The sequence below is a fragment of the Streptomyces sp. NPDC030840 genome (genome assembly GCF_055572015.1).
Map to the genome: position 1 here is coordinate 1 of NZ_JBVIEE010000041.1, position 12,133 is coordinate 12,133.

10 protein-coding genes and 1 pseudogene are annotated in these 12,133 nt (G+C 70.9%); 2 read left to right on the forward strand and 9 right to left on the reverse strand.

Annotated features, from left to right (window positions below; all coding sequences use genetic code 11):
- Positions 1–660: 660 nt before the first annotated feature.
- Positions 661–1,659 (forward strand): tryptophan--tRNA ligase, encoded by a 999-nt coding sequence (gene trpS / locus ACZ49J_RS44555; protein ID WP_467457391.1) that lies wholly within the window; start codon positions 661–663, stop codon positions 1,657–1,659.
- A gap of 57 nt (positions 1,660–1,716) precedes the next feature.
- Here trpS and proC read toward each other — a convergent pair whose 3' ends face one another.
- From proC to ACZ49J_RS44585, 6 genes and pseudogenes are all read right to left on the reverse strand, one after another.
- Positions 1,717–2,529, reverse strand: coding sequence for a pyrroline-5-carboxylate reductase (gene proC, locus ACZ49J_RS44560; RefSeq protein ID WP_467457392.1), 813 nt, complete (start codon positions 2,527–2,529; stop codon positions 1,717–1,719).
- A gap of 391 nt (positions 2,530–2,920) precedes the next feature.
- Complete coding sequence (locus tag ACZ49J_RS44565; RefSeq protein WP_467457393.1) at positions 2,921–3,697, reverse strand: ABC transporter permease; 777 nt, start codon at positions 3,695–3,697, stop codon at positions 2,921–2,923.
- The gene (locus ACZ49J_RS44570) at positions 3,694–4,497 is read right to left on the reverse strand and encodes an ABC transporter ATP-binding protein (RefSeq protein ID WP_467457395.1); all 804 of its coding nucleotides are present in this window, start codon (positions 4,495–4,497) and stop codon (positions 3,694–3,696) included. Before ACZ49J_RS44570 ends, ACZ49J_RS44565 begins: the two co-directional genes overlap by 4 nt.
- A gap of 209 nt (positions 4,498–4,706) precedes the next feature.
- Positions 4,707–4,866 (reverse strand): annotated as a pseudogene (locus ACZ49J_RS44575) (methyltransferase domain-containing protein); the annotation flags it as partial.
- 52 nt (positions 4,867–4,918) lie between these two features.
- Positions 4,919–5,434 (reverse strand): EamA/RhaT family transporter, encoded by a 516-nt coding sequence (locus ACZ49J_RS44580; protein WP_467457450.1) that lies wholly within the window; start codon positions 5,432–5,434, stop codon positions 4,919–4,921.
- A 198-nt stretch (positions 5,435–5,632) separates the two neighbouring features.
- Positions 5,633–5,980: an SH3 domain-containing protein gene (locus ACZ49J_RS44585; RefSeq protein ID WP_467457397.1), complete on the reverse strand. Its 348-nt coding sequence runs from the start codon at positions 5,978–5,980 to the stop codon at positions 5,633–5,635.
- A gap of 181 nt (positions 5,981–6,161) precedes the next feature.
- Between ACZ49J_RS44585 and ACZ49J_RS44590 the strand changes: the two genes are divergently transcribed.
- Positions 6,162–8,507 carry a serine/threonine-protein kinase gene (locus ACZ49J_RS44590; protein WP_467457398.1) on the forward strand — a complete coding sequence of 782 codons (2,346 nt, stop codon included), beginning with the start codon at positions 6,162–6,164 and terminating at the stop codon, positions 8,505–8,507.
- Between the two features lie 52 nt (positions 8,508–8,559).
- Here ACZ49J_RS44590 and ilvD read toward each other — a convergent pair whose 3' ends face one another.
- From ilvD to ACZ49J_RS44605, 3 genes are all read right to left on the reverse strand, one after another.
- Positions 8,560–10,413 (reverse strand): dihydroxy-acid dehydratase, encoded by a 1,854-nt coding sequence (gene ilvD, locus ACZ49J_RS44595; RefSeq protein WP_467457399.1) that lies wholly within the window; start codon positions 10,411–10,413, stop codon positions 8,560–8,562.
- Positions 10,414–10,591: 178 nt separating this feature from the next.
- Positions 10,592–11,206, reverse strand: a complete 615-nt coding sequence (locus ACZ49J_RS44600; protein ID WP_467457400.1) for a TetR/AcrR family transcriptional regulator — start codon at positions 11,204–11,206, stop codon at positions 10,592–10,594.
- Positions 11,203–12,027: a sugar phosphate isomerase/epimerase family protein gene (locus ACZ49J_RS44605; RefSeq protein WP_467457402.1), complete on the reverse strand. Its 825-nt coding sequence runs from the start codon at positions 12,025–12,027 to the stop codon at positions 11,203–11,205. The genes ACZ49J_RS44600 and ACZ49J_RS44605 overlap by 4 nt, the downstream gene beginning before the upstream one ends.
- Between the last annotated feature and the right edge of the window lie 106 nt (positions 12,028–12,133).

Below are 12,133 nucleotides of genomic sequence, written 5' to 3' on the forward strand. Positions count from 1 at the left end.
TCAAGGAACGGACGCTTCCTTCGTACTCACCCGAGAGACTCTCTCGCGGCTTTCCTCCGGGCGCTTCCCTTCGGTGTTTCCGACTCTATCAGATCTTCTTTCCGATCCGATTTCCTCGGTGCTTTCCAGGTCCTGCGCTTTCGCGCTTCCCTTTCCGGCGGGTCCGACTTTATCAGATCCTTTCGGCTCCGATTCCCCGTCGGAGGGGGTTGTCTTCGCGGCTGTTGGGCCGTTCCGACCGGTGAGACTTTAGCGGATTCCCTGCTCCCGGCCTAATCGGGGGCTGCGCTCTTTCGAACGCGGATTCCTCATCCCGTAAATACGCACACCAATGACACGACGACAGAACGCCGTTTGACGGTAGTACCTGCGGGATGGCTGTCCGGGGACCGACCGGAGTCGGCGCTCACATCGGACAACCCGAAGAACAGTACGGACCGGGACGGGGCGTGTCAACTTCGCTCCAGGGCGCACTCTGGGGGCGTAGCCTGGGGTGCATGACTTCGCGTACGTGCACCCAGCTGTGGTGGGCCGCCTGACGGCGGCCGGACTCACGTATGCGCTCAACGGCCGCCGCCCCGGCGGCCGTTGTTGTTTCTCCCTCCTGGAGGGGCCGGCCGGCGGAAAGCGGCGGTCCTGACTGGAGAGGTGGAGAGGGAGATGACGCGGGTCTTCAGTGGGGTGAAGCCGACCGGGCACCTGACGCTGGGTAACTACCTGGGAGCCATGCGGAGGTGGGCCGCGGTCGACCAGCACCAGGGGGACGCCCTGTTCTGCATCGTCGATCTGCACGCGCTGACCGTGGACCACGATCCGGCCCGGGTGCGCAGGCTCAGTCGGCAGGCGGCGACGTTGTTGCTGGCGTCGGGGCTCGATCCCGAGGTGTGCACCGTGTTCGTACAGAGTCATGTGGACGAGCACGCGCGGTTGTCGTACGTGCTGGAGTGCGTCGCCACCGACGGCGAGATGCGGCGGATGATCCAGTACAAGGAGAAGGCGGCGCGGGAGCGGGCGCGGGGCGGGAGCGTGCGGCTGTCGTTGCTGACGTACCCCGTGTTGATGGCGGCGGACATCCTCGCGTACGGGACGGACGAGGTTCCGGTGGGGGACGACCAGGTGCAGCACGTGGAGTTGGCGCGGGATCTGGCGGTGCGGTTCAACCAGCGGTACGGGCACACGTTCGTGGTGCCTCGGGCGAGGCATCCGAAGGTCGCGGCGCGGGTCATGAACCTGCAGGAGCCGACGGCGAAGATGGGGAAGAGCGAGGACGTCGGGCCCGGGATCGTCTACCTGCTCGACGAGCCGGATGTCGTGCGCAAGAAGGTCATGCGGGCCGTCACCGACAGCGGGCGGGAGGTCGTGTACGACCGGGAGGAACGCCCCGGGGTCGCGAATCTGCTGGAGATCCTCGCGGCCTGTGTGGGCGGGGACCCCGAGGAGCTGAGCGGTGGTTACGCGTCGTACGGCGCATTGAAGAAGGACACCGCGGACGCCGTGGTCGAGGCGCTCAGGCCCGTCCAGGAGAGACACAAGGAGTTGTGCGCGGATCCCACGTATGTGGAGGGGGTGCTCCGGAAGGGGGCGGAGAGGGCCAGGGAGGTGGCGCGGGCGCGGGTGGACGCGGCGTATCGGGCGATCGGGCTGTTGCCGCCTGCGTAGGTGGCGGGCGTGGGGCGGGCGCGGAGTCGGCTCCGCGCCCGCTCCACCGGGGGGTTCCTAGCTGTCGTTGCCGGAGGCGAGCTCGCGGCTGCGGTCGCGGGCTGCTTCGAGGGCGGCGATGAGGGCGGCTCGTACGCCGTGGTTCTCCAGTTCGCGGATGGCGTTGATCGTCGTGCCCGCGGGGGAGGTGACGTTCTCGCGGAGTTTCACGGGGTGCTCGCCGCTGTCGCGGAGCATGGTGGCCGCGCCGATGGCCGACTGGACGATCAGGTCGTGGGCCTTGTCGCGGGGCAGGCCGAGCAGGATGCCCGCGTCGGTCATGGCTTCGACCAGGAAGAAGAAGTACGCCGGCCCGGAGCCGGAGAGGGCGGTGCAGGCGTCCTGCTGGGCCTCGGGGACGCGGAGTGTCTTTCCGACGGCGCCGAAGATCTCCTCGGTGTGGGCGAGGTCGGCCTGGCTGGCGTGGGTGCCGGCGGAGATCACGGACATGGCCTCGTCGACGAGCGCGGGGGTGTTCGTCATGACGCGGACGACCGGGGTGCCCGCGGCGAGGCGGTCCTCGATGGAGGCCGTGGTGATGCCGGCGGCGCCGCTGATGACCAGGCGGTCGGAGGGGACGTGCGGGGCGAGGTCGTCGAGGAGGGTGGTCATGTCCTGGGGCTTGACCGTGAGGATGAGGGTGTCGGCGGTTTTGGCGGCCTCGGGGTTGGTGACCGGGGTGACTCCGTAGCGGGTGCGGAGTTCTTCGGCTCGTTCGGGGCGGCGGGCCGTGACCAGGAGGTCCGCGGGGGACCAGCCGGCTCGGATCATGCCGCTGAGCAGGGCCTCGCCGATCTTTCCGGTGCCGAGGACTGCGACTTTCTGGGTCATGGTGCGGGGCCCTCCGGGGGTGCGTCGTCCTGGGGTCATCCTCGCATTTGTGGCGGGGGTGGGGTTGGGGGATGGGGGGTGGGGGGTTTGGGTGGGTGGGTTGGTGCGGGTTGGGTGTGGCTGGTCGCGCAGTTCCCCGCGCCCCTGAAAAGCCGTGCAGTTCCCGGAGCCTTGGAATGCGCGCCGTATCTCGCACCTCACGAAGGCGCCGCACACTGCGCCTCACGGGCACCCCTACCCCGCGCCTCACGGACACGCGATACCCCGCGCCTCACGGGCACCCCTACCCCGCGCCTCACGGGCACCCCTACCCCGCGCCTCACGGGCGCGCCCTACCCCGCGCCTCACGGACACGCGATGCCCCTTGCCTCACGTGGCGTCCCCGTGTCCCTCAACTCGTTCGGCGTTTCAGGGTGGCTGCTCCGAGGGTGAGGACGAGGAGGGCGCAGGTTGCGACGATCAGGATGTCGCGGAGGAAGGTGGTGGTCATGTCGGTGTGGTTGAGGACCTCGTTCATGCCGTCCACCGCGTAGGACATCGGGAGGACGTCGGAGATGGCCTCCAGGGCGGGGTGCATGTTGTCGCGGGGGGTGAAGAGGCCGCAGAGCAGGAGCTGGGGGAAGATCACGGCCGGCATGAACTGGACGGCCTGGAACTCGGAGGCGGCGAAGGCCGAGACGAAGAGGCCCAGGGCGGTGCCCAGGAGGGCGTCCAGGAGGGCGACGACGAGGAGGAGCCAGGGGGAACCCGTGACGTCCAGGTCCAGGAACCAGACGGCCAGGCCCGTGGCCAGGGCCGACTGGATGATCGCCAGGGTCCCGAAGGCCAGCGCGTAGCCCGTGATGAGGTCGGCCTTGCCGAGGGGCATGGCGAGGAGGCGTTCGAGGGTGCCTGAGGTGCGTTCGCGCAGGGTGGCGATGGACGTGACCAGGAACATCGTGATCAGGGGGAAGATCCCGAGGAGTGACGCTCCGATGTTGTCGAAGGTGCGCGGGCTGCCGTCGAACACGTAGCGGAGCAGGAAGAGCATCACGCACGGGATGAGGATCATCAGGGCGATGGTGCGGGGGTCGTGGGCGAGTTGGCGCAGGACCCTGGCCGCTGTCGCTGTCGTACGTGCGTAGTTGATCGTGCTGTGGGGTTTCGGTGTGCTCGTCGAGGAGGTCATCGGGCCCTCTCCTTTTCCTGTGGGCCTGCCGCGGCGGCCTCGTCGACCAGGTGCAGGAACGCTGCTTCGACGGTCTCGGCGCCGGTACGGGTGCGCAGGGCGTCGGGGGTGTCCTCGGCGAGGATCCGGCCCTCGCGCATCAGGAGGAGGCGGTGGCAGCGCTCGGCCTCGTCCATGACGTGGGAGGAGATGAGGAGCGTCGCTCCGCGGTCGGCGGCGATGGTGTGGAAGAGGGTCCACAGGTCGCGGCGGAGGACCGGGTCCAGTCCGACGGTGGGTTCGTCGAGGACGAGGAGCGCGGGGGTGCCCAGGAGGGCGACGGCCAGGGAGACGCGGCTGCGCTGGCCTCCGGAGAGGTTGCCCGCGAGGGCGTCGGCGTGGGACGTGAGGTCGACGTCGGTGATGGCCCGGGTGACGTTCGCATGGCGGCGCTCGGCGGCTGCGCGGCCCGGGTCGAGGATCGCGGCGAAGTAGGCGAGGTTCTGGCGGACCGTGAGGTCGTCGTAGACGGAGGGGGCCTGGGTGACGTAGCCGATGCGGGAGCGGAGGGGGGCGGCGCCGGCGGGGAGGCCGAGGACCTCCAGGGTGCCGCTGACCTTGGCCTGGGTGCCGACGACCGCTCGCATCAGGGTGGACTTGCCGCACCCCGAGGGGCCCAGAAGGCCGGTGATCCTGCCCGGGGGGACGGTGAAGTCCAGGGAGTGCAGGACCGTGCGGGAGCCGCGGGTGACGGTGAGGTCCTGGGCTCGGACTGCTGGGGGGTCGGGTGGGCGTGGCGCCTCGGACGTATAATTCATCATGTGATGAATAGTGCTCCTGGTGGAGGGAAGGCGTCAAGGCCGGGACGCGTGTGTGGCGGTGGTGGAGGGTGAGCCGCCGCCCCGAACGTGGTCAGGGCGCGGTCAGGAGCGGGGCACGACGATCAGTACGACGTCGTGGATCTCCTCGATCACGCCGCCGGGAACGTGTCCATGAGGAGGGCGCGCCGGCAACCACCTCCGCAGGCGTTGATGCGCCGGTTCTGCGCCGCGATCCAGGGGACGTCGGCGGCGCCCGGTGTTCCACCAGAGGGCCAGTGCGCCGCCGGGGCGCAGGACCCGCGTCGCCTCCAGGAGGGATTGGGCGGGGTCCGTCCAGTGCCGGGCCTGGGCGTGGGTGATGAGCCCGCCGACCCCCGTGGGGTGTGGTGGTGGCCCGAGCGGCCTCGTCCTGCAGAAAAACCTAACCCCGGCGTCGGCGTGACGGGTTGCCCGTGCGGCGGGAGGTGCGGCGGTCGTACTGGGCGCGGGCCTCCTCGTACTCCTGGCGGTGGAGCTTCTCGCCGGGGGCCTCGGTGAGGGAGCGGAAGAAGTAGGCGAGGAGGGAGCCGACGAAGCCGATGGTCATGAGGCCGCGCAGGGAGGCCTGGCGGTCGGGGTCGGGGCGCTTGGTGAACGCGCCCCAGGTGTGGCCGAAGGCCAGCGCGCTGCACGCGGCGAACATCACCACGACCAGGAGGCTGACCAAGCCGCCGACGGCCGCGATCTGCAGGCCCTGGTAGGCCAGGCGGAGGACCAGGCAGGCGACCACGGCGGCCGCGATCGATCCGGCGGACACCGCCACGCGGCGGGCCCGGTAGCCGTTGTCGTGGTTAAGCCAGGTCGTCCCGAAGAAGCGGATGGGTTCGGGGCGCGGGCCCTTGGGGGTCGCCGCGGTGGTTCCGGTGGAGGTGCCGGTGGAGGTGTCGCCCGCCGGTATGCCGCTCTGCTCGTCGCTCACGCGGCCATTATGGCTCCGGCCCGTCGGAAGGCCGTGCCCGCGTGTGTCACGCGGGCACGGCCGGAACTCACCTCGTGCGCGGCGCGAGCCCGGTAGGCCTCGTGCGCCATGCACGCCATGCACGCCTTGTGCGCCATGCATGCCTTGTGCGCCTTGCGGCCTCCGGTCTCGGACGCCTTACGAGCAGCGCGCCGCCACGTACCCGTCGCTGCCCGTGAACACGTACGCGTCCGAGACGTAGTCGCCGTCGCCGATGTTGTCCCAGAGGTTCGTCGTGCCGTACGGGCCGCTGATCGTCTCGCCGGGGCGCTGGCAGTAGATGGGCACCCGAGCACCCTCGGGCAGGACTCGGACGATGCTGTAGCTGGTACCCGGGCCGCTGCGGACGTTGAGACGGACGCCCGGTGCGACCGAGTAGTAGCGGACCGCCGCCGTCACCGCGGCCGTCGTGACGGCCTCCGCGCCGTCGCTGTCCGCTGTCTCCCGGACTCTGTCCTCCGGCTCCTGGACACGGTCAATGGACATGATGACCTCCCCCGTTATGACCCCATGACTGGCATGGGATCCCGATGATTCCCCTAAATCAGGCCACGCACACATGTGCGCTGTTCGCACGCCGAGGCTAGCAAGCCGCCTCTGTCCCGCACGAGTCATCGACTAGGCTCCGTGCGTCGCGCGTGCGGACGAACAGCACGGGGGTGAGTCCATGGCGCCACAGTCGAATACCGGAACGGGCGCGGAAGCGGAACTTCCCGAGTACGCCGGTCATTACCGTCTGGAGTCCCGTCTCGGCTCCGGCGGCATGGGGGTCGTCCATCTGGCCAGCTCAACCTCGGGCCTGCGTCTCGCGGTCAAGGTGGTGCATGCCGAGTTCGCCAAGGACCCCGAGTTCCGCGGGCGGTTCCGGCAGGAGGTCGGTGCGGCGCGGAGGGTGAGCGGTGCCTTCACCGCACCCGTCGTCGACGCCGACCCGGAGGCCGAGCGCCCGTGGATGGCCACTCTCTTCATCCCCGGGCCCACGCTCGCGGATCATGTGAAGCGGAACGGCCCGATGGCTCCGGCCCAGTTGCGGCGGCTCATGGCCGGGCTGGCGGAGGCGCTGCGTGACATCCATCGGGTCGGGGTGGTCCACCGGGATCTGAAGCCCAGCAACGTCCTGCTCGCCGAGGACGGCCCCAAGGTCATCGACTTCGGCATCTCCCGGCCGAAGGACAGCGAACTGCGGACCGAGACCGGGAAGTTGATCGGTACTCCGCCGTTCATGGCGCCCGAGCAGTTCCGCCGCCCGAGGGAGGTCGGGCCCGCGGCCGACATCTTCGCGCTGGGCTCGGTGATGGTGCACGCGGCGACGGGGCGCGGGCCGTTCGACTCCGACAGTCCGTACGTGGTCGCGTACCAGGTCGTGCACGACGAGCCGGACCTGACCGGCGTACCGGAGAACCTCGCGCCGCTCGTGCTGCGCTGCCTCGCCAAGGAGCCGGAGGACCGGCCCACCCCGGACGAGTTGATGCGCGAACTGCGGTCGGTGGCCGCCCTCTACGACACCCAGTCGTTCGTGCCTGCCCAGCCCACGGACACCACGGGCCGGCGGGCGGACGCCACGGGTCGGCGGGCGGGCGGCGAGGGCGCGAACGGTGGCGCTTTCGCGACCGGTGGCCGTGACGCGTGGGACAAGTCGGAGGGAGGCCCGTACGGCCCAACGGACGGCCTGTCCAAGGCGGTCGAGGCGGTCGAGGCGGTCGGCGTGGTCGAGTCGGTCGACGTGGTCAAGTCGGTCGACGTGGTCGATGCCGTCGATGCGGTCGATGCGGTCGAGGGAGCTGACGCGGCCGAGCAGACCGCCGCTCCTCGGCTGCGCAGGCGGGCACTCCTCGCCGCCGGGGCCGTGGTCCTCACCCTGGGGGCGGCGCTCGGCTCGGTTCAGCTGCTGGGCGGCGGTGGTGCCGAGCCGAAGGAGGAGGCTCCTCCGGCCGCGGCCGCGTCACCGGGTGTGAAGCCCTGGGTCACGACGCCGGCTTCCACGGACGGCGGGGCGCGGTCCGGAGCCGGGGGAACGCCCCAGTGCTCGTACGGCGCGGGCAGGTTGCTGTGCGCGCAGCCGGGGCTCGTCTCCGCTCTCGACCCGGACGACGGCCGCGTGGTGTGGCGGCGCACCTTCGCGAAGACGGACGTGACCGGGCCGCCTGTCGTGTCGGGCGGGCTGGTGCACGTGGCGGTGGGCGCCGACCAGCATCTGGAGGCGCTCGACCCCGACTCGGGCAGGACCCGGTGGAAGCTGGACCGGTCCCCGTACAACAGCGTGGGTCACGCGGGCGGCATGGTCCTGCTCAGCTCCGCGGACGGCACGGTCACCGGCCTGGACGGCGCGACCGGCAAGAGGAAGTGGCGGCACCCGATCGCCGGCCACAGCGAGGCGATCTTCACCTCGTTCGGCGGGGACCGCCTGGCCTATCTGACGAGCACGGCCGACGACGCGTCGAGCACACGGGTCGCCGCGGTGGATCCGGTCACGGGTGACGTGCGGTGGGAGGCGCGGCTGGAGGGCTACCTGCAGCTCGTCGGCAGCGGGGGCGGGGGCGGGCGCGTCTTCTTCGTCTCCTTGGACAAGGTGTTCGACGGCGCCACGGCCGTGGTCCGCTACGACCCGGAGACGAAGGCGTCACGCCGGGTGCCCCTGCCGGCCCGGCTCGACCAGACCACCGCCACCGTGCACGGCGACAAGGTGTTCCTGCTGGCCGCCGGTGGCTCGCTGATGGCCGTCGACACGGCCGCGCGAAAGCAGCGGTGGAACCTGGAGACGTCCGTGATCCGTGGGTCCTCCCCCGTGGCTGACCGCGGGCGCGTGTACTTCACGGCGCCCGACGGACGGCTGCTCGCCGTGGACGCCGGCACGGGCAGGCTCCTCGGGCAGACCTCCCCGCGGCTCGGTACGCGGTCCGACCGGGTGTCGGGCTCACTGCCCGAGCCCGTGGTGGTCGGCGGGCTGGTCTGCACGAGCGCACCGGACGGAACCGTGTTCGCGGTGGACCGGGGCGACCCGGCGGACTGGTGACACGCGCGGGGGCCGCTCCCTCGGGAGCGGCCCCCTGGGTGCGCGGAAGGTGTCAGCCCAGCTTCGTCACGTCCCGCACCGCGCCCTTGTCGGCGCTCGTGGCCATCGCGGCGTAGGCGCGGAGGGCGGCGGAGACCTTGCGGTCGCGGTTCTTGGGGACGTACGCGCCGTTCAGGGCCTGCTCGCGGCGGGAGAGTTCGGCGTCGTCGACGAGGAGCTCGATCGTACGGTTCGGGATGTCGATGCGGATGCGGTCGCCGTCCTCGACGAGCGCGATCGTGCCGCCGGACGCGGCCTCCGGGGAGGCGTGGCCGATGGACAGGCCCGAGGTGCCGCCGGAGAAACGGCCGTCGGTGACCAGGGCGCACGCCTTGCCGAGACCCCGGCCCTTCAGGTACGAGGTCGGGTACAGCATCTCCTGCATGCCGGGGCCGCCCTTGGGGCCCTCATAGCGGATGACGACGACGTCGCCCTCCTTGACCTGCTGGGTGAGGATCTTCTCGACGGCCTCCTCCTGCGACTCGCAGACGACCGCCGGGCCCTCGAACGTCCAGATCGACTCGTCGACGCCGGCCGTCTTCACGACGCAGCCGTCGACGGCCAGGTTGCCCTTGAGGACGGCCAGGCCGCCGTCCTTGGAGTAGGCGTGCTCGACGGAGCGGATGCAGCCGTCCGCGGCGTCCTCGTCCAGGGCCTCCCAGCGCTCGGACTGGGAGAAGGCCTCGGCGGAGCGGACGCAGCCCGGGGCCGCGTGCCACAGCTCGACCGCCTCGGCCGAGGGGGACCCGCCGCGCACGTCCCAGGTCTTCAGCCAGTCCGCCAGCGACGGGCTGTGCACCGAGTGCACGTCCTCGTTGAGCAGGCCCGCGCGGTGCAGCTCGCCGAGCAGGGCGGGGATGCCGCCGGCGCGGTGCACGTCCTCCATGTAGTACGTGCGCGTCTTGGCGACGTTGGGGGCGACCTTGGCCAGGCAGGGCACGCGGCGCGAGACGGCGTCGATCTCGTTCAGGCCGAAGGGGACCTCCGCCTCCTGGGCCGCGGCCAGCAGGTGCAGGATCGTGTTGGTCGAGCCGCCCATGGCGATGTCGAGGGCCATGGCGTTCTCGAAGGCCGCGAAAGTGGCGATCGAGCGGGGCAGGACCGTGTCGTCGTCCTGCTCGTAGTAGCGGCGGGTGAGGTCCATGACCGTGTTGGCCGCGTCGACGTAGAGCTGCTTGCGGGCCGTGTGCGTGGCGAGGACCGAGCCGTTGCCGGGGAGGGACAGGCCGATCGCCTCGGTCAGGCAGTTCATCGAGTTGGCGGTGAACATGCCGGAACAGGAGCCGCAGGTCGGGCAGGCGTTCTCCTCGATACGGAGGATGTCCTCGTCCGAGACCTTGTCGTTGACGGCGTCGGAGATCGCGTCGACCAGGTCGAGGGTGCGGACCGTGCCGTCCACGAGCGTGGCGCGGCCGGACTCCATCGGGCCGCCGGAGACGAAGACCGTGGGGATGTTCAGCCGCAGGGCGGCGTTCAGCATGCCCGGGGTGATCTTGTCGCAGTTGGAGATGCAGATCAGGGCGTCGGCGCAGTGGGCCTCGACCATGTACTCCACGCTGTCCGCGATCAGGTCACGGGAGGGCAGGCTGTAGAGCATTCCGCCGTGGCCCATGGCGATGCCGTCGTCGACCGCGATCGTGTTGAACTCGCGCGGGATGCCGCCCGCCTCCCGGACGGCCTCGGAGACGATCCGGCCGACCGGCGCCAGGTGGGTGTGGCCGGGCACGAACTCGGTGAAGGAGTTGGCGACGGCGATGATCGGCTTCCGCCCGATGTCCCCGCCCGGTACACCCGAGGCCCGCATAAGGGCACGGGCGCCCGCCATGTTGCGGCCGTGGGTGACTGTTCGGGACCTCAGCTCGGGCATCGCGCTCGCTCCTTTGAGACTGCGATCAGAGACTTCTACTGGAGTCTGACTCCTGTCGAGCCTACGCCCGTGAACCAAGGGGTGGACGCGGCGTCCGGAATGCGGGATGTGCGTCTCGGCTTGGGGACGGTGCCGGAGCTTCCAGGGCCGGGTCGGAGACCAGGGCCGGGTCAGAGTACTAGGGCCGGGTCAGATGCGCCTGCACCACCGGCGCCAACCGCGCGATGATCTGCTCCGGGTCGGCCGACGCCAGCGGCTCGACCTTGATGATGTACCGCAGCATGGCGGTCCCCACGAGCTGGGCGGCGGCGAGTTCGGCGCGCAGCTCGGGGTCGGGGAGGTCGACCTTGCGGGCGATGCGGTAGAGCAGCTGGGTGGAGATCAGCCGGCGGAAGACCGCGGCCGCGGCCTCGTTGTTCACCGCCGAACGGACGATGGCGAGCAGCGGTACCCGGGTGGCCGGGTTCTCCCAGAGGCCGAAGATGGCCCGCGTCATGCGCTCGCCCACGCCGTCGAGCGGGCCCTCCACGACCGCCTCCCGCACGACGAGGACGGGCGCGAACGCGACCTCGACGGCCGCCTCGAACACCTGCTCCTTGGTGCCGAAGTAGTGGTGGACGAGCGCCGAGTCGACCCCGGCGGCCTTGGCGATGCCGCGCACGGACGTCTTTTCGTAGCCGCGCTCGGAGAACTCCGCCCGGGCGGCGTCGAGGATGCGGTCGCGGGCGGCCGGGGTGTCGGCCGAGTCCGTACGGGAGGGCCGCCCCCGGCGGCGGGGAGTGGCCGCGGTCACGGCCGGGGCACCTTCACCGCGGAGGCGAGGTGCAGCCGGGTGAAGGCGAGGGCCTCGGCCAGGTCGGCCTCGCGCTCGGCGCCGGACATCGCGCGGCGGGTGTTGACCTCGATGACCACGTGGCCGTCGAACCCGCTGAGCGCGAGGCGCTCCAGCACCTCGGCGCAGGGCTGGGTGCCGCGGCCCGGGACCAGGTGCTCGTCCTTGTTGGAGCCGGCGCCGTCGGCGAGGTGCACGTGGCCGAGGCGGTCGCCCATGCGGTCCAGCATCCCCAGGGCGTCGGTGCGGGCGGTCGAGGCGTGGCTGAGGTCGATCGTGAAGTGGCGGTAGTCGTCGTTCGTCACGTCCCAGTCGGGGGCGTAGGCGAGCATCTCGCGGTCGCGGTAGCGCCAGGGGTACATGTTCTCGACGGCGAACCGTACGTCCGTCTCGTTCGCCATCCGCCAGATCCCGGTGACGAAGTCGCGGGCGTACTGGCGCTGCCAGCGGAAGGGCGGGTGGACGACGACCGTGCCGGCGCCGAGCTTCTCGGCGGCGGCCTGGGCGCGCTGGAGCTTGACCCAGGGGTCGGTGGACCACACGCGCTGGGTGATCAGCAGGCAGGGGGCGTGGACGGCCAGGATGGGGATCTGGTGGTAGTCGCTGAGGCGGCGCAGGGCCTCGATGTCCTGGCTGACCGGGTCGGTCCACACCATGACCTCGACTCCGTCGTACCCGAGGCGCGCGGCGATCTCGAAGGCCGTTGCCGTTGACTCCGGATACACGGAGGCCGTGGACAGCGCGACCTTCGCATCCGGGATGCGCACCACTGGTTCTGCCACGAAGGACAGGTTACGGGGTTGCCGGGTGCCTCCGGCGGTGGGGCCGGGGCGCCGGGGCGCCGTTGTGGGTTCTCGCCGTGGGCGGGTGCGGGTTCGCTGTGGCTTG

Excerpts from the sequence above, each read along its gene's own strand:
- trpS (WP_467457391.1), top strand. The coding sequence starts at position 661 with ATGACGCGGGTCTTCAGTGGGGTGAAGCCGACCGGGCACCTGACGCTG.
- proC (WP_467457392.1), bottom strand. The coding sequence starts at position 2,529 with ATGACCCAGAAAGTCGCAGTCCTCGGCACCGGAAAGATCGGCGAGGCC.
- ACZ49J_RS44565 (WP_467457393.1), bottom strand. The coding sequence starts at position 3,697 with ATGACCTCCTCGACGAGCACACCGAAACCCCACAGCACGATCAACTAC.
- ACZ49J_RS44570 (WP_467457395.1), bottom strand. The coding sequence starts at position 4,497 with ATGATGAATTATACGTCCGAGGCGCCACGCCCACCCGACCCCCCAGCA.
- ACZ49J_RS44585 (WP_467457397.1), bottom strand. The coding sequence starts at position 5,980 with ATGTCCATTGACCGTGTCCAGGAGCCGGAGGACAGAGTCCGGGAGACA.
- ACZ49J_RS44590 (WP_467457398.1), top strand. The coding sequence starts at position 6,162 with ATGGCGCCACAGTCGAATACCGGAACGGGCGCGGAAGCGGAACTTCCC.
- ilvD (WP_467457399.1), bottom strand. The coding sequence starts at position 10,413 with ATGCCCGAGCTGAGGTCCCGAACAGTCACCCACGGCCGCAACATGGCG.